Source organism: Tunturiibacter lichenicola, assembly GCF_051013355.1.
Classification (GTDB): domain Bacteria; phylum Acidobacteriota; class Terriglobia; order Terriglobales; family Acidobacteriaceae; genus Edaphobacter; species Edaphobacter lichenicola_F.
Genome location: NZ_CP132944.1, coordinates 3,725,674 through 3,746,798, shown reverse-complemented (window position 1 = coordinate 3,746,798; position 21,125 = coordinate 3,725,674). Strand labels below are relative to the sequence as shown.

The window sequence follows — 21,125 nt, the reverse complement described above, 5'->3', positions numbered from 1 at the left end:
CTTTCCTCCAGAAGTTCCGGCAGCCAGATCCACACACTTGTGGAATCGCCGCTGCAGGTCGCACTCCGTACGATGCAATTTTCGCCCCGCCCGCCTAGCGATATCGTTTTCGAAGCTTATAAACAATACTGAAAACACCCGATTCATCGCGCCCGACCACAATCGAATTATCGTGGTTCAAGTCATACTGCACCTGAATCAACTGCTGCGCCGACGTGTTCACGTTTGTCGCAAACGTAGCTGTAATCTGCCGTGACAGCTGCTGCTGCACAGTAATCCTGGCCGACGAACCACCCAGCGTTCCTACGAACGCCGGATCGATCTTCACACTGCCAACCCCAAACAATTTCTCAACACGATTGCTCACAGTGGCGTTCAAAGCGCCGCCCAGCAACGCACTCGTCGTTGGGTCGGTCCCTTGTTGCGCCTGTCGTTCTTGATAGAGTTGCGCCTCCTCCTGCGTCCTACCCAGAGCGAGCAGCGCAAACACATCAGATTCACTCAGCGGAGGCTCCGATCGATACGTCGGCTTCAGATTTGTCGCCGTCCCATGCAGCCCAATCGTAATGTCATAGTTCTCCACCTGCGCCGTCGCATCCAGATCGATGATCGGGTCGATTCGCACCGGGTTGGTAAAGTAAATGTCCCCCCGCTGCAGCTGGTACTTGGTGCCTGCAAAGGTTGCACTACCTTCGTTAATCTCGATCCGCCCAAGCACAGAAGGCACAGCGGCCGTCCCACGAATCTGCAGATTGACCGTACCCGCCAGCTTTGCATACGAGTTCTGAAAATCGAGCTGCGGAGCGCTTGTCACATGCACATCCAGCCGAATCTTGTTCGCGGGCGAATTCGGATCAGGTGGCGCACTCACCCCACCCGCCGAGCCAAACGCCGCGAAGTCTACGTCGGCGCCGATCCCAAACCGAGTTATCAAAATTGTGCCGCTCAACAACGCGCTCTCCGTCCCCCCCTGCAACTTCAGATTTGCATTCGCCGTCGCGCTTAATCCATACAGCCGCACACGCACCACGTCGCCTGTCGCAGTCAGATCGGCGTACACCCCATTCCGATAGCGAATTGACCCACCGATCTTCAACGTCCCTCCGCCCGTAGTTGCGGTTAGACTCTGAACCTGTAGTCGATCGTCGTTGAACACCAGCGTCCCATTCATATTGCTCAACCCGTTCGGCACACCATCGATCGCAATATTCACATTGTCGAACTGAACCTTCCCCGTCAGTTCGGGATTCATCACATGCCCACCCGCGGCAACCGTAAATTCAACCTTCCCCGTGGAGATAATGTCGTCGTCGAACGTGTGAAGCAACGCCATGCTGACACTTCCGACCGCCTTCACATCCAACTTGCCACCCTTCGGATCGGTGCCCCCAAACAGCTCCCCCGTACCGCTCGCTCTCATGTCGGTATCTTGCCCGGTAATGTGAACCTGTTCGAGCGTTGCTAAACCATCGCGCAGCCCCACCCGCAGCGGCTCAGCTGCCTTCAACTCAACCCCTTGCAGCTTCACATCCACCTGGCTGAACTCAGCCTCTCCACTCAGAGCCTTTGGCGTCTTCAGCGGGCCGCTCACCGTAGCCGTCCCGTTGATCATCGACTCCGCCTTCATACTTGCCGGACCAAACATTGCCAGCGGCTTGCCAATATTCAGCCCCGCCACCGTAAGCTTCGCTTGCGTATCGTAGCCCCCGGTCAGCCGCGTCTGTCCCGAGGCATCCAGCTTCGCCCCGACCAGCGTCGAGTTCGCAGAGAAGTACACCACATCACCCTGACTATGCGCCTCGACAGCAGCCTCGCCAATTCCCTGCCCGCGATACGTCACGCCTGCAAGCTTCAAATCTGCCTTCAGCCCTGGCTGCGTCATCGTTCCACTCGCGTCTGCAACGAAGCTCAACGTACCATCCACCTCAGACTTCGCCTTCTGCACCGTCGAAAACTTCGACAGCAAAATGTCATGTCCAGCAATATGAGCATGCAGACGGTCCGTTCCCATGTCGTACCCACCGTTACCGGCAACCTGCATTCCATGCATCTTGAGCACAACGTTGTTCGCTTCCAAATCCTTCCCTTGCACTGTCACGTCCGCCACGGCAGACTCATATGGTTCGCCGTAAGCAACACCATTCATCAACGAAAGATGGCCACCACCACTCAAACTCCGTAACGTTCCAACCGCGTGGCCATTCAGTGCAATCATTCCCGTCAGTGGAACCTTCCCCTGCTGTCCTGCGATCTGCATCACGTCAACGATCTGTGCGTCGGACACCTGCGCCGTGGCATCCAGAGCCATCCCGTCATCCCACAAGTACGTCGTAACGCCGCGCCGCGACACCACCTTCCGTGGCGCAATCTTGCCAACCAAATTCAGGACCGCAGTTCCACGTTTGATCGTCGAACTCGCCACAACCACTCCACTATTCGGCGAATACTCCGCATCAGTCACGACCGAATCCATCAGAACATCCGTCGTCCCCAGCTTGAACTCCGCATTCGTCGCCTGCAGATGTCCTTTCACATCGAGATCGGCGATCTGCCCCTTCGCTGTCCCGTTGAACTGCATCGCACCATGCAAAACGACGGGTATCGCTGCCGTACCTCTCTTCCCATTGCCCTCAAGATCGAGTGTCGTCAGCAGCTGGTTGTACTCCGAGAGATCACGTACCGTCATATCGACCTTCAGATCCGTCAGCGGATCACCCTCGTTCACGCCCAATATCCCCGACGCCTCAAAGTTCGTCTCCGGCATCTGCAGCGAAACCCGCTGTATTCGCACCGTCTCATTACGCCCCGAGTAGTGCGCCTGCGTCTGCCCGGTCACCGGCACATCATTCAACGCGCCGCGTCGCTTCACGCCCGTCGGTGCAAACGTCAGGTTCCCATCCACCTCCACGGTATCCGCGACATACTTCGCCGGGCCGCCCCACTCCACCTTGACTGGCCCGCTCACCGCAGTATCGAACCCAAGATCGCCATAGTCCTCAGGTGCCGTCACATCCATAATGGTGCGCAGCGGAATCTTCGTCACGACCGCAGTCAAATAAGCATGTGCCGTATGCACCTGCGGCACCGCAATCTTTCCTTCTACCGGAGCCTTCGCCCCCACAGCCTTCGCAGTCGTATTCGCCGTCGCCACCGCGGCCTTCGTCGTAGGCGAGTTCTTCGCTACATCCTGCGATGGCACCTCGCCCAGCCAGTTCGCAATTCTCAACTCACCCGCCGCGCTCCCACCGCCCGGCAGATACCCGGTTAGCGCAGTCAGCAACAATTCGGTCGGGGTCACATGCAGCGTCCCCCCACCATCTATGTCATGCAGACGCACATTCTCGTCCCTATATGAAGCTTTATGAACCTTCGCCGTTCCCACCACCAGATATCCTGCCGCGCAGTCTGGATCCGGCGGTAGCGGTCGCGGAGGAACCGTAGTCTCATTGGGATGACTCCGTCGCCAGAAAGGAGGGTGCTTCTGTGCCACCGACGGCGGTGTCGTGCAGTTATGTCCATTTATATCCAGGTCCACAGATCCGGCATTCAGACCATCTACATTCGCCAGCACAGAGAGCTGTTTCAGATCGAGCGTACCCTTCACTGTCGTCTGCCACTCAGGATTGGCAAAATGTTTCAGGCTCCCTGTCACATTTAATTTGGAGCTGGCACCGCTAGTGAACTCTAGCCCTTGCAGCCCAACCATATCTCTTCCAAGCTCCGCCGTCAGGTGTAGCGTGGAACTCGCCTCCGCCCGCTTGGCCATCTTCGTACGCAGGTCTTTCAGATCGATCGTCGCACCGTAACGATCATCCGACGCGATGTAGTGCACCTCCGCATTGAGATCCCGCGCAGCCAGATCGAACGGAATCGCTCGGTTATTCAGCAGAGCCACTCCATTCGACACCACAACCTCTTGCGCCTTCAGATCCAGCAGCGTATCCGTGACGGGCGTCTTACTGGTACTCGGATGCTTCGGCACCGGCTGGTTCGTCTTCCCATCCTTATCTACGATCAAATGAATCTGCGGATGCTCCACGCTTAGATAGTTCAACCGAACATGAGACGCAAGTTCGCTGCCCGCAATGCGTGTGAAGAAATCGAAGATCTCTACGCGAAGCTGGACCTTATCCACTGCGATATAAGGCGCCTCACCCAGCCCCTCCAGTCCGTGAATAATCAGGCCGTCAGCCTCGACCGCAAGGTGCAGTAAATCGAAGCTGATTTTGCCCAGCTCTACCCTCCCGCCGGTCGCATCCTCGAGCACCTTAACCACTTCTTTGCCGACCCGGCGGTTGAAGTCGTCCGTCTTCGAATACCAGACAAACACTCCAAATACCACCACAGCCAGCACCACGAGACAAACGAAAAACCAGGCCATCCAGAGGCCCATTCGCCTCGCGAACGAGCGCTTTACTTTAACAATCTCGCCTTCAACTTTTCCTTCGAGCAGTTTTTTTTCTTCCGACAGTTTTTTCTCCAGGTCGCTCATGGCGCAACCTCCCCCGGAGTCATAATCGTCACACTGCCCTGCGCCCGCAACGACTTCAACCAATCCACCAGCAGCGCACCCACCTCCTGCTGCAACAACACCTCTTCAATCCGTTTTGAGATCGTGTCGATGTTTGGCGGAGTGACCTTCCGTTCCTCGTACTCCGGCAACATCTTCGAATCGTAGAACTGCTTGATCTCTGCATTTGTAATCTTGATCCCGCTTCGAAAGCGCACCTCAATAAACTTCAACAACTTCATGCGCAGCAGCCACCGCTCCCGAAACTCTTCGACAGTAAACCCATGAATGGCGAGATACTTCTGCCACCCGTCATCTGTCTCGCAGTGGTACTCCTTACAATCAGGAATATCTCTTCGCAGACCCGCAAGCTGAGCATCGAGTTCCTGATCCGTAACGACATCCTCAGGCTCCGACACTGCCTGCTGCAAGATGAGCGCCCGATCGATCAGTCGCTCCAACATCTTCTCTCGTGCTAACTCCGCTTCGCTTCTCCGGTACGGTTGAATCTCCTCAAACCGCCGCTCCTCATCCACATCGCTCTCTAGAATCACGTCGCCATTCACCACAGCAACGACTCGGTCAAGCATGACGCCCTGCCCGACGCTGCTGGTCAGATTCGAAGTCTGTTTAGGAACAGAAGAAGCAGAAGGAGCAGCAGGTACAGCAGCAGGCTGCGGCGCCACCGTCTGCGTACTAGCGGCCGCCTGCGCCGAAAAAGCCCACCCGCGCTCCGTCATCAGGCCAGCCATAACAACAGGCACAACCAGGCCAGGCAGCAATCGCGCCATCGTATTGTGCGTTATCCAACGCATCTAGAAGCTCTCTCCAATGCTGAAGAAAAAATTGAAATGCGAAGCCTGTCCCTCATGCGGAGGGTTGTTATTAAAGTCGTAAATAACCGGATACACCGGCGGATTCAAGTTATAGCTGAAATCCACACGAATCGGCCCCACCGGCGTCCTGTATCGTGCGCCAAGTCCCACCGTTTGGGAAAAATAGTTGAAGTTACACGTCCCAATGCTTCCCGACACATTCGCGCACGTCTGTTTATTCGGCTGATGAAACCGCGTAATACTCGGGAACATGTCACTCGCATTTTGAAAGACATTTCCCATATCGTTGAAGATCACAAAGTTCACACTATTGCCGACCAATGGCAGCGTCTGCGCCGGCAGCCGAAGCTCAAACGTATTCACAAACGCCGCTGATCCGCCCACCGGAAATCCTGTCTGCAAATCCCTCGGCCCCGCTCCGTTGATCGGAAATCCACGAAGTGAATTCGCGCCACCAGCGTAGAGCCGCTCCGGCAACGGAATCGCATTGCAACTTGGATTGGTTGTTAGCAGCACGCCCAGGCAGGCCTCATTCCCCTCATTCGGATTAGGACCCCAGGCTTGCTCATATCCAATCCGCAGATTCCGAGCGAACACATACTTCTGTTTGCCAAACTGGTAGTACGTCGAATTCGATCCGTCCAACTTCCAGAAATCAGTCTGCGACCCAAACGTCGACGAAGCGATAAACGTCTGCAGTGTCGTGTAGTTCCCCTTCACCGCATCCAACGGCCCCGGCGACCGCGAATCGTGAAACCACGTCACTCCCGGTCCGCCCACCCGCACCGGCTGCGACAGCAGCGGAATCAGATCCGCCGAAACCTGCAACGAGTTCGGATCCACTGCCACTCGCCTGTAGAGAAAGTCGTAGATAAAGGTATCTCTGCCCCTGAACTTTTGCGTTATTCGAAAGTCCCCTTGCAGCGTCGAAGCCGCAAAGGTGGTGATGTCCCGCACATTCGAATACCCGCCGGAGATCGACGCACTAAAATTTTTGCTTTGACGAATGTGCGGATTCAACAACGTCAAGATTGCTACCTGCTCCAGCAATCCATACGACGAGTGCAGCGTGAGCGAATCTTCCGTTCCCCGCAGATTAATCCGCGACACGTCCAGCGACACTCGTGGGCTGACTCCCACCTTCCCTTCCTGCGTCAGCTGATTGCAAGGGTTCAGCATCAACTGAATACACGATGCCTCCGAGATCATTCCATTCGACGGTGTCCCAGTCTGCGCCTCGAATCCAAACCCATACGTCACGTTCCACCGCTTCGCCTCCGTCAACTGCAGCAGCACATTCTTCTGAGGAGCATCGCCCGCCGGATTCTGTACCGCCGCCACCACCTCGTTGAACAGCGCAATGTTGTACAGATTCCGTTGCGTCTGCAACAGCGCCGTCTGGTCCAGCGGATCACCGGCATGCACCAGGACCTGCGCCTCCACCTCCTTCGGCCTCGTCTTCTCCGCGCCCGACAGAAGCACCCGGTCGACGAATACCTGCTGTCCCTCCGTCACCGTCAGCGAGACATCCGTCTTGTCTGCATCCTTGGACTCAATGCTCTGCCTGATCTCCACCTTCACCTGGTCGAACCCATGCGCCAGATAATACTGCAGCACCGTATCTCGATCTCCCGACAGCGTCACCAGCGAAAACGGCTGTCCCGCCTGCGTATTCATCAACGCCTTCACGTCCTTCAGCCTGCTTGGATCGACGCCCGCCAGGTCTACACTGCCAAACTTCTGTTGCGGCCCTTCTACAATCGTGTAGGTCACGGCGATCTGTCCAACCTTGGCGGGCTTTCCATCCGGTGCATTTAAATAATCCTTTACATCCGTAGTCACCGTGGCTTCATCAAAGCCATTCGCACGATACAACGCCAATATCGCGCTCACATCCGAAGACACCAGCGCCGGACTATACCGCCCGCTCCGCTGATACGCATTCGACTTCACCACCTTCATCCGCTCCCGCAACAGATCATCCGAGAAGTATTTGTTCCCCTTCAAATCCACCGACTGCACCCGATGCTTCACCCCGCGCTCCACCGTAAACACAACACGTTCATCCGGTGTCCCCTCGCCCACCACCTTCACATCCACCTTCGAGTCGAAGTACCCCTGCTGTTGTTCGAAGTCCCGAATATTAAACACCCCTTCGTTCAGCAGATCGTTGTCGATCGTCCCCTCTTCGAAGATCGGTACGAGCAGATGCAGCCGCCCCGTGGAGATCTTCACACCCTCCACCAGCACCTTTACCTCCGGCCCCTGATTCGCGTGGAACTCATAGTCCACCTGCTTCCGTGCCTCGACGTACGTCTGCTTCTGCATCGTTATCGTCGCTTCAAGGTGATTGCTCTTCTGGTACTGCTTCCGCAATCTGTCCAGCGCATTGCTCGTCGTATCCCGCGTCACCCTGCTGTTTTCCTTCAGCTTCGCCTTCTTGCGGAACTCCTCCGCGGTCAATCCCGTATCGGTCCCCACCAGTTGCACCTGCCCCACCCGGGCCTGCGGTCCAATTGCAACCGTATACGTTACATTTACCTGAATCCCCGCAACATCAAGCTTAGTCTTCACCGACACCTTGGATTCGTAATACCCCTGCTGCTGCAGAATCTGCTGAATACCCTCCGTACCTGCTGGAATCTGTGGCTCGCTGAACGCAGTCCCGGGTGAGAGCTTCGTCGCAAACTCCAGCAGCGACGACAACCGTTCGCTCCTCACCCCGGCAATCGTCACCCTTCCTACGAAATAGCGCGAGACACCGTCAAAGATCAGCGTCACATGATCCCCCTCCCGCACCCCGCGAACTTCAATGTCACGATATCGTCCACTGGCAAACAGGCGCCGCAGACTCGCCCGCACCTCCATCGGATCGAGAGGCACTCCCACCTTCTGAGTCAACTCCTTCGGCAGCATATCCGTCGCACTAAACGTCACGCCCTCAAACACAATCTTTTCGACGATCAGCCCCTTCCACTGCCAGACCGTCGCCGCCGGATCTCCGTTGTTCACGGCAGCCGAGACTTCAGCCTGATTGGTCACTGGAGGTGTCCGTTGAGATACTGGCGGAGTCCGTTGAGCCGTCGCCGGAGTTGTTGCACTCACCCCGCTCTGCCCCACAATCGGCGTTGGGGCGGGAGCCGAAGTCGCGGGTACACTTTGGGCTACGCTCGCCACCGACCACAACAAAATCACGATCCACGCAGTTACCGCCGCGCGTCCGCAACTCATCCCCCGTGGTATTCGCGCCCGACCTCGTAGCACCTGACCCAAAAAACCACCCGTCATTCTTGTTCTGATTAAGGAGTCCCGCAGTCCTGCACGATGCAGCGAAATCACCGCATCGAAAGTCCGCGCAACGCCCGCAGACCCTTTCTTCGTAGGATGCGGAAATCAGCTGGCATGTCTGCCAGTTTCACCCACATCCGTCCTTCCCTATACTACGAAACAGCAGCCTTTTTGACGTTACTGCATCCATCATGTCTCAGCCGACCATCCCGCGCACGCCCGATCCGCAGACCAGCCTCTCCGCCGCCAACGGTCACCCCCCAAACACCGTCCCCGACAGCATCCCAGACGACATCACCGACCGCGACCGCTACTCCCGTCAGATCCTCTTCCCCGGCATCGGAGCCACTGGCCAGCAGCTCCTCGCCTCCGCCCACGTCGCCATCATCGGCGTCGGAGCCACCGGAGCCGCCACCGCCTCCCTCCTCGCCCGCGCTGGCGTCGGAACCCTGACCCTCATCGACCGCGACTTCGTCGAACCCTCCAACCTCCAGCGCCAGATCCTCTTCGACGAGGCCGACGCCCGCGAATCCCTCCCCAAAGCCGAAGCTGCCCGCCGCAAGATCGCTCTCTTCAACTCCTCCGTTACCGTCCACTCTCATATCGCCGACCTCGTCCCCGCCAACATCCACGAACTCCTCGCCCCGGCGCACCTCATCCTCGACGCCACCGACAACTTCGAGACCCGTTACCTCCTCAACGACTTCTGCGTCCAGCAATCCAAACCCTGGATCTACGCCGCAGCCATCGGCGCCTACGCCGCAACGATGAACATCCTCCCCAAGCCAGCCCAATGTTTAGAAACTGTCAGTCCGAGCGATTCAGAAGCTGCCATTCTGAGCGATGGCGGCGAAGCCGTCGAGTCGAAAAACCCCCGCATTTCGTCTTTACGGACGGAGCGAAGCGACGTACCAACCCCCTACACCCCCACCGCCTGCCTCGCCTGCATCTTCCCCAAGCCGCCAACCGGCCCGGTAGAAACCTGCGACACCGCCGGCATCCTCTCAACCGCCGTCAACCTGGCCGCCTCCATCCAGACCACCGAAGCCCTCAAGCTCCTCACCAACCAACCCCACCTTATCCGCCGCACCCTCCTGTCGTTCGATCTATGGTCCAACGATCGCAGCGAGATCAGCACCGCCAGACCCAACCCCGACTGCACCGTCTGCGGCCACCGCATCTTCACTCATCTCGCAGGAGAAGGCCGCCCCCACATCACCCTCTGCGGCCGCAACTCCGTCCAGATCCACGAGCACCATCGCCCCGTCGACTTCGCCGTCATGCGCGACCGCCTCCTGCCTCACACCGACATCCACGACCTCCGCTTCAACGAACTCCTCCTCCGCTTCAAACGTGGCCCTCACACCTTCACCCTCTTCCCCGACGGCCGGGCTCTCATTCAGGGCACCACCGACATCACCCTAGCCCGCTCCCTCTACGCCCGCTTTATCGGCTCCTGATCTTGTTTTCGTGTCACGAAAAACCCAGTACCGCCAACACGATCCCACGCAAACAACCCTTCTTGCCTACCGTCCATCCAACCCACTACGACCGATATCTCCATACGTTTGCATTAGGCTAAAAGCAGGCGACAACTTGACGGTGAACGACGAACAAATCCGGAGTCTAGCTATGGACGTCCAAGGCCTACAAATGACCCAAACAACAGTAGTTCCTGGCATCTTTAAGCGCAACCCGCCCATCGCCGGGGAAGCGGAAGCGATCGAAGCAGCAAAAAACGGCGACGCCGAGGCATTTTCCAAGCTCTACGCTCTCCATAAACGCCGCGTCTACACCCTCTGCCTCCGCATGCTCGGCAACGTCTCCGAGGCCGAAGACATGACCCAGGAGGCCTTCCTCCACCTCTTCCGCAAGATCGGCAGCTTCCGCGGAGAGTCAGCCTTTTCAACGTGGCTTCATAGACTTACCGTAAACTTGGTGCTCATGCACCTGCGCAAAAAGGGCCTCAACCTGGTCTCCCTCGAAGAGACCATCAACCCCTCCGAAGACGACGCGCCAAAACGCGACTTCGGCAGCCGCGATCTCCAGCTCACCGGCTCGGTCGACCGTGTCGCTCTGGAGCGTGCAGTCGCTTCCCTCCCTCCTGGCTACCGCATGGTCTTTGTTCTCCACGACGTCGAAGGCTTTGAACACAACGAGATCGCCACCATGCTCGACTGCTCCACCGGCAACAGCAAGTCCCAACTCCATAAGGCCCGCCTCAAGCTCCGAGAACTCCTTCGTCAGCCCGATCCAGTCGCTCAGCCAGACAGCTTGAAGGAGGTTGCGGTATGACCGAAACCAAGCTTCCCAACTTCGACACCATGACCCCGGCCGACTTCGAGCAATACCTGCCCGAGATCTTCGCCAATGGCGACGGCCACGTCAGCACCGACCCTCGCCTCCAAACCTTCCTTAAAAATAATCCCGACTGCGCGGCTCTCGTCCGCGACTTGGAAGCAATCGCCGACCAGGCTCGCAGCCTCTTCGACGACCCGATCAACCCAAGCGACGCCGTCTGGAACGGGATCCAGGACAAACTCAAGCACGCCAGTCCCGAAGACGACGACTACGCCATCCCTCAAACCGTCTAGTCGCAACATCACGCAAGCAGCTCATTCTCTGGCTGAGAACGAGCTGTTTGCATTTAACCCTCCCGACGGGAAACCGAGTCCAGAAGAGATCAGCAGCACCCGGTAACAGAAGAGAACAGCTCGCCGCCAGCCCCGATCTTCACCCAACAAGCCACTCCAATCGACGCGGCTGAAAGTTCAGTTGGCGCTTCGCCTTCGCATTCGAGGCCCCGGACAGTCTCATACCGCAGTACACGGCATCTTCCCCCGCGGACTGGCGAGCAGCCTCTTCCGTCACTCGTCGCGGTGGCGGAGCACCCATTGCCTTCGCAAACGCAGGCAGCCACACGCTGATCGCAGATGGATCATCATCAACCACGTTGTAAACACCTGGTTCAGCCGTCAGAGCCGCAACCGTCGCACGCGCTGCATCTTCAATGTGCACAAAAGACCACACACCCTTTCCTTCTCCAACAATGGGGTACTCTTCCCGACGCACCATCTCCGCAACCCCGCCATCGGGGTAATACCAGGTATTCGGCCCATAAAAGAATCCATACCGAAGCGCCACCCCCTCCATCGTCGAATGAAGCACTCGAGCCTCAAGCTGCGTATACATCTTTGCGCTCATCGCCACACCAGGGCTTGAATCAACAGCCAGCGGAGCCAACTCATCCGCCAATCCCGACACAGCCTTCAGATAAAATCCGCTCGACTGCTGAATATAACGACGCACGCCGCAACGTTCCGCAGCGCGAGTCAGATTTCCTCCGCCCTCGAGCCGCACCCTCCCATCCCGCGGCAACGCCGTGCCCAGATCAGCCGGACTCTTCGGCAGCGATGTCAGCTCATCGATCACCACCTCCGCGCCCGACTCCCGAAGCGCCTCCTCCACAGCGGCCGCATCAAACGCATCCGCAACTGCGGCAGCCGCTCCCAGCGCAACCAGTCTCTTCGCTCCATCCGCAGATTGAGTCATACCCGTCACACGATGGCCCTGCCGAATCAACTCCGCAATCAACGGCTGACCAATCGCACCACTTGCTCCCGCCAGAAAGATCTTCATCTCGCTACCTCATTCCGTATTCGTATTCCGTTAGATAGCACCACATCCCGCCGATTTATAAAGTTTTTCGCGCCACGCCCAAGCGCAGCAGCGGTCCACATCCATTAAAAACTGCTGAGCCCAAACCGCATCCCGCCCTTGCAAAGCCCGACACACCCGTTGTATCTTCAATTCAGCATGTCGAGCCGTTTCCAGTCCGCTTTTTTTACCCTCTGCTATTGGCGCAGCCCAGCGGCCAGCGGAGTCCTCGCATGCATCTCTGAAAACACCTAAAAAAGTTCAGAGTCTTCGACCTTCCCGAGCCGCAACCTCAAACAGGTTGCGGCTTTTCCATGCCCCGCTAGCGAATTGATCCGAATAGAGCACCTGAAGAGAACCGAGGAGAGGCAATGACGTCCACCGAATCCACCATCCACACCGAAAACAAGACCAGCTCAGCCGAAAGCCCGGTCATCCCTGCCCACCTCAAACGTCTCGTCCTCACCGGCTTCATGGGAGCAGGCAAATCCACCATCGGCCGACTCCTCGCCGACCGCCTCAACTGGAACTTCCTCGACCTCGACGCTCACCTCGAAGCCCGCACCGGAGCCACCATCCCCCAGCTCTTCGCCGAACAGGGCGAAGCCCGTTTCCGCCGCCTCGAATCCACCGCCCTCGCCTCTGCTCTCGGCCTCTCCAACACCGTCCTCGCCCTCGGCGGCGGCACGCCAGAAGACCTCACCAATCGTCTCCTCCTCGAACAGACTCCCGGCACCTTCACCATCTTCCTCGACGCACCCTTCCCCACCCTCTTCGACCGCTGCATGCTGCAGAACATCGCCCGTCCCGTACTCGAAGACCCCGCCGCCGCCCAACTCCGCTTCGAACGCCGTCACCCGCTCTACCGCCGCCTCGCCAACCTCACCGTCGCCACCTCCAACCAGACGCCCGGCCAGACCGTCGACACCCTCCTCACCAACGCATTCCGGTCTCAGTGACAAGGGACTCAGTGACAAGCCCATCAAGCCCATCGAGGACGAGATAGACAAGATGGACAAGCCACAACCGTCAGGACAAACCCTGTGTTCAAATGAATCGCTGACTTCTCTGAGCAAGCGAGAGAGATTCCAATGGTTCTGAAACAGTACTACTTGGGCTGTCTGGCCCACGCCTCCTACCTCGTCGGTGACCAGGCGCGTGCGACCGCCATCATCGTCGACCCTCAACGCGACATCCACCAATACCTCGCAGACGCCGAAGCGTTAGGCCTCCAGATTCGCCACGTCGTCCTCACTCACTTCCACGCTGACTTCGTCGCCGGCCATCTCGAACTACGCGACCACTGTAGTGCAACCATTCACCTGGGCGCCCGCGCCAAGGCCGACTACGCCTTCGTGCCGATGAACGACGGAGACACACTCGACTTCCCCGGCCTGCGCCTCCAAATCCTCGAAACCCCGGGCCACACCATCGAGTCGATCTCGATCCTCGTCTTTGACCTCACCAGGGACACAACAAAACCCCACGCAGTTCTCACCGGCGACACCCTCTTCATCGGAGACGTAGGCCGCCCCGACCTCCGCGCCTCCCTCGGATGGACGGCCAACGATCTAGGCGCGCATCTATACGACTCGCTGCACAAAAAGTTGCTCCCGCTTCCCGACGAGACCCTCGTCTACCCAGCCCACGGCGCAGGCTCCCTCTGTGGCAAGCAACTCTCCTCCGACACCGTCTCTACACTCGGAGCCCAGCGACAGTTCAACTACGCTCTCCAGCCAATGTCGAAGGACGTCTTCATTCGCCTCGTCACAGCTGACCAACCCGACGCGCCGCCCTACTTCACCTACGACGCCATCCTCAACACGCGCGAGCACGTCACTCTAAACAAGAACCTCGAAGCAGTCCTCAAACCCATCGACCTCGACGAAGTCATCCGCCTTGGAGACGCAGGCGCACAGATCCTCGACGTGCGCGACGCAGCAGAATACGCCAAGGGACACCTCGCCGGCAGCATCAACATCGGCCTCGGTGGCCAATACGCAACCTGGGCCGGCACAGTCCTCGACCGCGCCAAACCAATCGTCACCATCGCCGAACCCGGCCGCGAAGAGGAAGCCATCCTGCGCCTCGGCCGCATCGGCTTCGATCACGTAAAAGGTCATCTGCGCGGCGGCATGGAAGCGCTCGCCGAAAGACCAGACCTCGTCTGGCCAACCGAGCGCGTCAACGCGCAAACGGTAGCCGAAGAGTTAGCCGTCGCAAACCCACCTCTCGTCCTAGACATCAGAAATCCACGCGAGTGGACAACGAAGCACATCGCCGAAAGCATGAACCTTCCCCTCAATCATCTACAGGAACGCATCGCCGAGATCCCCCGCGACCGCCGCATCGCCGTCCACTGCGCAGGCGGCTACCGCTCCTCAATCGCCGCCAGCATCCTTCACCGCCACGGCATCACAAACCTTATCGAAATGGCCGGCGGCCTGGCCGCCTGGGAAGCCGCCAATCTACCGGTAGTAAGCGAGCCCTGATACGTATCAGATAGATATTCAGACAGGCATTCCCTTGGAGTGACGATTCGGTGGATCACCACAGTGCACTCTGTTGACGGAGCCAAATTCGTATCGCTAGACTCGACGAATCTGAATCAGGAGGGTGCACCGTGAAGCTCTCAGTATTCTGCGGAGTAAGCGTAGACGGCTTTCTGGCTCGGCCCGACCACTCACTCGATTTTCTCGAAACAGGCGAGCAGGAGCCGCACGGCTTCGAAGAGTTTTACAACAGCGTCGACGTCGTCGTCATTGGACGCAAGACCTTCGACGTAGTGCTGACATTTGGCGAATGGCCTTACGGCAAGAAGCAGGTAGTCGTGCTGAGCAGCAATCCACTGAACTTCTCATCCATAAAAAATGGAGTCGTCGAACAGATGTCGGGCGAACCCTCCGAAGTAGTAACCCAGCTCAAAGCTCGCAACTTCAAACACGCTTACACAGATGGCGGCATCACGATTCAGCGATTCCTGTCTTCAGGCATGATCGACCGAATGATAGTCACACGCGTGCCGATATTGATCGGAACAGGCATCCCGCTCTTCGGTCCGATACCGCACGACATCACTCTTCGCCATCTCGCAACGCGAACCTTCAAAGGCGGCTTGGTGCAGAGTGAATACGAGCTTAGCGCGAATCAGTAGCGTTCGCCGCAAAAACTAGAACGCTACGGATGGCAACCACGCGCCTCCGGGGTCGTTGTACATCCCGACGCTCATCAACGTCATGGGCTGTACAACGCGGAGACCATGCTCCAGGCACCACCGCAGCAAAGCGCTGTTGCGAGACGGAACAAGGATCCCCGACCCGGCAAAAAACTCAACCGAACCTATCAGCGCTTGCATGTCCAGAGTCGTCTCCGACGTGGAGTGACCAAAGAAGGCGAGATGGGTGGTGTATCCAGTAACGCGGCCCGCTCGTTCGACCACCTGGGCGGTGCCATCCGAGATGGCCTGCGCCAACTCGATGCCGCGATCAAATCCATGAACGCGACGGGAGAGGGCATTGCAGGCATCTTCGTCGGCCACTGTAGCGAGCCGCACCTGGCATCCGGGAACACCGCGTTCGCGAGTTCTTCCCTGGAGGCAGGACAGCGGCTCACGGACGTCGAAGCCGAAAGAGGTATAGAGGGACAAAGAACGATTGTGAAACGTCGCCTGGACGAGCCGTACTCCAGCGGCACCACGATCGCGGACGCGATTCATGACGGCCTGCATAAGCAAACGGCCAATCCCCTTGTTTTGGGCTCCAATGCGAATCGTGATGGGTCCAATGCCGCGAATTATGGCACGCTCGTCAAGGCAGTTGCTCCCGACAATCTGGCCGTCGACTTCCGCCACAACGCAATAAAAGCCAGGGTCTGAAAACATAGAGGCGAGGAGACCTGACGCCACTTCGGGATTGGGAAAGTCTCGTGGGAAGCCATGAGCGGTGTTAATGGCGGTGAAGGCGTCGTAACAAATCTGCCCGCAGACTGCGACATCGGCGGCCGTGGCGGTCCTGACAACGACGGCAGAGTTACCTATCGGCTGCATGAGGGTACACCTCTGTTCAGGAATCTTCCAAGCCAGCCTACACGCAAGGCAGAACATCGCATAAAACGATTCCACCAAAGGATCTGTCCGCGAGGTAGAGATTTCACTTGACATATTCTTATATAGGAATATGTTAATCACATGGCACGAGCAGCAACAACGACCGACGTCTTCAACGCAATCGCAGAGCCCCGGCGCCGCGAGGTAATTGCTGTACTCGCAGATGGCAAGGAGTACGCCGTGGGTGAGGTAGTCGTACGACTGCGAATGCCTCAGCCTGCTGTCTCGAAACACCTCGGTGTCCTGCGCAAAGTTGGTGTAGTCTCGGTGATCAAACGCGGACAGCATCGCATGTACAAGCTGAACGCCGCCGAGTTAAAGCCTGTACACGACTGGGTGAAGACGTTCGAGCGGTATTGGACACATCAGCTAGGTCATATCAAGGAGCGTGCGGAGCGAAAGGCTCTGGAGCGCATCATCTCAAGCGACAAGAGAACAAAGGAGGAGTAAATGGCAGCAACTATTCAGGAGCAGGTCGTTCAGACCTTCGAGATTGTGAAAGAGGAAGAGATTGCAGCACCGATCGACATCGTCTTCGAGACGATTCTGGAGCAGATGGGACCGTTGAACTCGACTCCCGAAAAACCGATGCCGATGAAGCTCGAAGCGTGGCCAGGCGGCCGCTGGTATCGCGATCTGGAAGCCAACACAGGACACTTCTGGGGCGTAGTCCAGGCCATCAAACCACCGTCGCTGCTTGAGATCTGCGGCCCCCTCTTTATGTCGACGCCGGCAACCTCAAATATCCAGTACCGGCTGACAGAAGAGAACGGTTTGACTCGCATCCGGTTCGTCCATCGAGCAATGGGCTGGATCGGCGAAGGGGATCGCGGAGTGGACGCAGGATGGACCGACCTGATGAGCCGCATTCGCACCGCGGCAGAGAAGCGTGGCAACAAACATTGAACGAAAAGGAGGAGCGTGTGAAAACGGCAGACAGAAGATCTCTGACAACCGGAATCAATCGCCTTCCGAAGCAACATGCAGATTGCCACAAGCCGGACGAGCCGGACGGAGTGTAGCTATGTGCCCCCTGTGTCTCGCAACGGTAGCGTGGATCGCCGCAGGAGCAACCTCGACAGGCGGCATCTCCGCGCTGGTCGTCAGCAGGTTCCGCGGCAAGGGCCACGCACCGCCAATAAAAACCGATAGCAAGGAGATCAAAAATGAACACAACCACGCCGAACGGGAACACGTTGAACATGAAAACGCCCCCCATCGTCTCGCCAGAGGAGTGGGAGGCAGCGCGCCTGCAACTGCTCGTCAAGGAGAAGGAACTAACCCGCGCCCGTGACGCGATGGCCGCCGAGCGTCGGCGTATGCCGTGGCTGGCCGTCGACAAGAAGTACGAGTTCGACGGACCGAACGGCAAAGCGAGCCTGCTCGACCTGTTCGATGGGCGCCGTCAACTCGTCGTCTACCGCGCCTTCTTCGAACCCGGCGTATTCGGATGGCCCGATCATGCCTGCCGCGGCTGCTCCTTCGGAGCAGACCAGCTCGGTCACCTCTCCCACCTGAACGCTCGCGACACAACCCTCGTCTACGCCTCGCGCGCACCGCAACCAGACATCGTGCGTCTCAAGAAGCGGATGGGCTGGGATATGCCATGGTTCACCATCACCGACAGCTTCGATAGCGACTTCGGCGTCAACGAGTGGCACGGCACCAACGTCTTCTTCCGCGACGGAGACCGCGTATTCCGCACCTACTTCATCAACAACCGCGGCGACGAGGCAATGTCAACCACGTGGAGCTACCTCGATGCAACCCCACTCGGCAGGCAAGAAGAGTGGGAAGACTCGCCGGAGGGCTACCCCCAGACCCCGCCCTACAAATGGTGGAACTGGCACGACGAATACGCCACCGCTGCCGCCTCGCCCGATCCAAGGTGGGTCAAGGTAATCGACAACGCACTGGCAACATAACCCCCGCAGACCAGCGCGACAAGAAGCGCAGTCTGCACCAGCAGACTGCGCCTGAATCAGCTCTCCGCCTCAAATAAACCCCAGCCGGACTCAAACTTCGCACTTCCGCCCCGAACCCCCACGGCGCACACTGGATGCATCCAACAGTCAGCACCCCAGGAGATCCAGCTGACCACTCCCACCACCGAAGACCTAACGCCCTACGAAACGAGAACTCGAGCCGTCTCCAGAGGCAACATTCTCTTCGTCTTCGCCGTCATTCTTCTCCTTGCTCTCGCCTGGACCCTCAAGAAAGAGTTGCTGATCCTCTACGTCAGTGCGCTCTTCGCGGTCGTCCTCATGCCCGTCGTAATCCGCATCACCAAGCTCAAACTGCGTAGCTACCAACCCTCCCGGCCCGTTGCCATCGTCTTCCTGATCGTCGCCGTCACCGCCGTCCTGGCACTCTTTTTCACCACCGGCCTGCCCCCCGTCCTCCGCGATCTCAGCAACTTTTCCAGTGAACTCCCACAACGCATCCCAAGGATCGTCGACCAGATCAAGAAGCTCCCATTAGCCAATAAGTTCGGCATCGACTCCTTCGCGCAGCGCACAGCCGGAGCCGTCGACGCCACCGCAGGCTATCTCTTCACCGCACTCCCCAACTGGCTCTCCCACCTCTTCGACATCCTCACCGCAGCCTTCCTCTGCATCTACTTCATGCTCGAAGGCGAACACGCCTACGACTTCTTCCTCTCGCTCTTCCCCAAAGACGAACGTGGACGTCTCAACAACACCTTCAAAAAAGCAGAGCGCAAAGTCAGCAAATGGCTCCTCGGCCAGGGCCTGCTCATGCTCATTCTGGGCATCTCCAGCACCATCGTCTTCGGCCTCCTCCACGTCCGCTACTTCCTTCTCCTCGGCTTTCTCATGGGCTTGCTGAACATCATCCCCATCGCCGGCGGCGTCATCACCATCGTGCTCGCGGCCGGCGTCGCTGCACTCGACTCCTGGACCAAAGCCGCCGGCGTCCTCATCTTCTACCTCATCTACGTCAACATCGAGAGCGCCCTCCTCACCCCGCGCATCATGCGCTCCAGCGTCAATCTCATGGGTCTGACGGTCCTGGTCGCACTCCTTCTCGGTACAGCTCTCGCCGGGGTCGTCGGCGCCCTGGTCTCCGTCCCCACCGCTGCCCTCATCGCCGTCTTCCTCGACGAATACGCCGTCCAGCGCGACTGAATCCACCGCATTAACTCCCGTCAAAATCTCAAAGGCAAACGTTGTATCGCACCCCAGATCAGCGTTTAGCATCTCGTCCGCAATGAAATTCATCGCAATTTATTTTTTTTTAATCTTCTGAAAATCAAACACCCTTGCTATGCTTCTCCCAGTGTCCGATCTCAAGTTCGCTCAACCCGCTCGAAGCAACCTGTTGGCACCTGTTCTCTTAGCCTTCCTGATCCTTGGCATCACTCTTGCCTTAGCAATCCGCTACACCCCGCACAGGACAGCAGACCTCTCGATCACTCGCACCGTCGTCTGTCCCATCCACACCGTCTTCAAAGGCGACACCATCGTCGTCGGACACGACCAGGCCCAGGACGACCTCTACGTCCTCACCACCCTCCGCATCGACGACCGCCTCCATCTCCCACTCTTCCTCAAAGACTTCACCGCCACACTCACCACCGCCGATGGCCAGGAGTTCACCACCAACGCCACCGAAAAAGACGACTTTGCCAACATCTACACCTCCTTCCCCGCCCTCAAACCCCTCGCCTCCGAGCCGCTCCTCCGCGAGACCATGATCAATCCCGGCCAATCCGCCGAAGGTATGGTCCTCCTCCACTTTCCAGTCACGCAGGACGTCTGGGATCACCGCCGCACCGCCTATCTCAACGTCGACCTCTACCATCAGGGCCAGCAAAGCATCCTCATCAGCCGCTCCAGCGAACCATCCCTCAGCTCATCCTCCAAAGACAAGAATCAGAACAAGCATAAAGACGATAACTAACTTCGGCACAGAGACTTAAACTAGAGCCATGGATTTAAAGTAGAACCATGGATTTAGAATCATGACCCGCCGCCGATGGATCGCTGACACCTGGACCGCCACCACCGCTACCCTCACCGGCGACCAGGCCGTCCACCTCTCCCGCGTCCTCCGCGCCGAACCCGGCCAGATCTACGACGTCGTCTCCGGCGGCTTCCTCCACCGCGCCGAGATTACCAGCGTCTCCGAAGCAGAAGTCCACTTCACCCTCCACGAAGAGCTTGAATCCGACGCCGCCCTGCCCCTCCATCTCCTCCTCGCCGTCTTCAAGTTCGACCACATGGAGTGGGCCATCGAAAAGGCCACCGAGCTCGGCATCGCCCGCATCACCCCTATCCTCGCCCGCCGCACCGAAAAGCACCTCGCGCAAGCAGCCCTCAAGCGAACCGAACGCTGGCGCCGCATCGTCCTCGAAGCCTCCAAGCAATCCCGCCGCACCACCATCCCCGAGATCGCCGATCCCACCCCCATCAAGCAAGCCCTCGAACATGAAAAATCCCCCAACCGCATCCTCCTCAGCGAAACCGAGCAAGTCCTTACCTTAACCGCCGCCCTCGTCGCCACGAAATCCACACAAAACGAAGCCGACACTGCCTTCGCCATCGGCCCGGAAGGCGGCTGGACCCCTGAAGAGATGTCCCTCTTCACCCAGCACAACTGGCAACACGTCACCCTCGGCCCCCGCATCCTCCGCGCCGAAACCGCCGCCATCGCCGCCATCGCCATCGCCTCAACCCACCTGAGCTAGACATCGCGCGCTTTCCCTACT

General features: G+C 58.3%; 17 protein-coding genes. 12 read left to right on the top strand and 5 right to left on the bottom strand.

Features of this window, described 5'->3' with window-relative positions:
• Nucleotides 1-94: 94 nt before the first annotated feature.
• Genes RBB82_RS15745 through RBB82_RS15735 form a run of 3 tightly spaced genes read right to left on the bottom strand, consistent with a single transcriptional unit; the run spans nucleotide 95 to nucleotide 8,577 of the window.
• Nucleotides 95-4,492: a translocation/assembly module TamB domain-containing protein gene (locus RBB82_RS15745; RefSeq protein ID WP_433971701.1), complete on the bottom strand. Its 4,398-nt coding sequence runs from the start codon at nucleotides 4,490-4,492 to the stop codon at nucleotides 95-97.
• Nucleotides 4,489-5,325, bottom strand: a complete 837-nt coding sequence (locus RBB82_RS15740) for a peptidylprolyl isomerase (protein WP_433971700.1) — start codon at nucleotides 5,323-5,325, stop codon at nucleotides 4,489-4,491. Before RBB82_RS15740 ends, RBB82_RS15745 begins: the two co-directional genes overlap by 4 nt.
• Complete coding sequence (locus tag RBB82_RS15735) at nucleotides 5,326-8,577, bottom strand: POTRA domain-containing protein (protein ID WP_433971699.1); 3,252 nt, start codon at nucleotides 8,575-8,577, stop codon at nucleotides 5,326-5,328.
• Between the two features lie 248 nt (nucleotides 8,578-8,825).
• Here RBB82_RS15735 and RBB82_RS15730 point away from each other — a divergent pair, with 248 nt between their 5' ends.
• The 3 genes from RBB82_RS15730 (at nucleotide 8,826) to RBB82_RS15720 (ending at nucleotide 11,228) form a co-directional block, all read left to right on the top strand.
• Nucleotides 8,826-10,094 carry a ThiF family adenylyltransferase gene (locus RBB82_RS15730; protein WP_433971698.1) on the top strand — a complete coding sequence of 423 codons (1,269 nt, stop codon included), beginning with the start codon at nucleotides 8,826-8,828 and terminating at the stop codon, nucleotides 10,092-10,094.
• A 172-nt stretch (nucleotides 10,095-10,266) separates the two neighbouring features.
• Nucleotides 10,267-10,929, top strand: coding sequence for an RNA polymerase sigma factor (locus RBB82_RS15725; protein WP_433971697.1), 663 nt, complete (start codon nucleotides 10,267-10,269; stop codon nucleotides 10,927-10,929).
• A complete protein-coding gene (locus RBB82_RS15720) occupies nucleotides 10,926-11,228 on the top strand; it encodes a hypothetical protein (protein WP_433971696.1) in 303 nt (100 codons plus the stop codon). The genes RBB82_RS15725 and RBB82_RS15720 overlap by 4 nt, the downstream gene beginning before the upstream one ends.
• 139 nt (nucleotides 11,229-11,367) lie before the next feature.
• On the opposite strand, the gene RBB82_RS15715 is transcribed toward RBB82_RS15720, so the two are convergent.
• Nucleotides 11,368-12,273, bottom strand: a complete 906-nt coding sequence (locus RBB82_RS15715) for an NAD-dependent epimerase/dehydratase family protein (RefSeq protein ID WP_433971695.1) — start codon at nucleotides 12,271-12,273, stop codon at nucleotides 11,368-11,370.
• Between the two features lie 389 nt (nucleotides 12,274-12,662).
• On the opposite strand from RBB82_RS15715, the gene RBB82_RS15710 reads away from it, so the two are divergent.
• The 3 genes from RBB82_RS15710 (at nucleotide 12,663) to RBB82_RS15700 (ending at nucleotide 15,445) form a co-directional block, all read left to right on the top strand.
• Nucleotides 12,663-13,250 carry a shikimate kinase gene (locus tag RBB82_RS15710; RefSeq protein ID WP_433971694.1) on the top strand — a complete coding sequence of 196 codons (588 nt, stop codon included), beginning with the start codon at nucleotides 12,663-12,665 and terminating at the stop codon, nucleotides 13,248-13,250.
• Between the two features lie 132 nt (nucleotides 13,251-13,382).
• Complete coding sequence (locus RBB82_RS15705; RefSeq protein WP_433971692.1) at nucleotides 13,383-14,783, top strand: MBL fold metallo-hydrolase; 1,401 nt, start codon at nucleotides 13,383-13,385, stop codon at nucleotides 14,781-14,783.
• A 131-nt stretch (nucleotides 14,784-14,914) separates the two neighbouring features.
• A complete protein-coding gene (locus tag RBB82_RS15700) occupies nucleotides 14,915-15,445 on the top strand; it encodes a dihydrofolate reductase family protein (protein ID WP_433971690.1) in 531 nt (176 codons plus the stop codon).
• A 15-nt stretch (nucleotides 15,446-15,460) separates the two neighbouring features.
• Here RBB82_RS15700 and RBB82_RS15695 read toward each other — a convergent pair whose 3' ends face one another.
• Nucleotides 15,461-16,336 (bottom strand): GNAT family N-acetyltransferase, encoded by an 876-nt coding sequence (locus RBB82_RS15695; RefSeq protein WP_433971689.1) that lies wholly within the window; start codon nucleotides 16,334-16,336, stop codon nucleotides 15,461-15,463.
• Nucleotides 16,337-16,477: 141 nt separating this feature from the next.
• Between RBB82_RS15695 and RBB82_RS15690 the strand changes: the two genes are divergently transcribed.
• The 6 genes from RBB82_RS15690 to RBB82_RS15665 all read left to right on the top strand — a co-directional run bounded on the left by RBB82_RS15690 (nucleotide 16,478) and on the right by RBB82_RS15665 (nucleotide 21,104).
• Complete coding sequence (locus tag RBB82_RS15690; RefSeq protein WP_433971687.1) at nucleotides 16,478-16,846, top strand: ArsR/SmtB family transcription factor; 369 nt, start codon at nucleotides 16,478-16,480, stop codon at nucleotides 16,844-16,846.
• On the top strand, nucleotides 16,847-17,302 hold the full coding sequence (locus tag RBB82_RS15685) for an SRPBCC family protein (RefSeq protein WP_433971686.1): 456 nt from the start codon (nucleotides 16,847-16,849) through the stop codon (nucleotides 17,300-17,302). It begins immediately after the preceding gene.
• A gap of 260 nt (nucleotides 17,303-17,562) precedes the next feature.
• Nucleotides 17,563-18,321, top strand: coding sequence for a DUF899 domain-containing protein (locus RBB82_RS15680; protein ID WP_433971685.1), 759 nt, complete (start codon nucleotides 17,563-17,565; stop codon nucleotides 18,319-18,321).
• Nucleotides 18,322-18,483: 162 nt separating this feature from the next.
• A complete protein-coding gene (locus tag RBB82_RS15675) occupies nucleotides 18,484-19,542 on the top strand; it encodes an AI-2E family transporter (protein ID WP_433975393.1) in 1,059 nt (352 codons plus the stop codon).
• A 193-nt stretch (nucleotides 19,543-19,735) separates the two neighbouring features.
• The gene (locus RBB82_RS15670; protein ID WP_433971684.1) at nucleotides 19,736-20,317 is read left to right on the top strand and encodes a hypothetical protein; all 582 of its coding nucleotides are present in this window, start codon (nucleotides 19,736-19,738) and stop codon (nucleotides 20,315-20,317) included.
• 61 nt (nucleotides 20,318-20,378) lie between these two features.
• Nucleotides 20,379-21,104, top strand: a complete 726-nt coding sequence (locus RBB82_RS15665) for an RsmE family RNA methyltransferase (RefSeq protein ID WP_433971683.1) — start codon at nucleotides 20,379-20,381, stop codon at nucleotides 21,102-21,104.
• The last annotated feature ends 21 nt before the right edge of the window (nucleotides 21,105-21,125 follow it).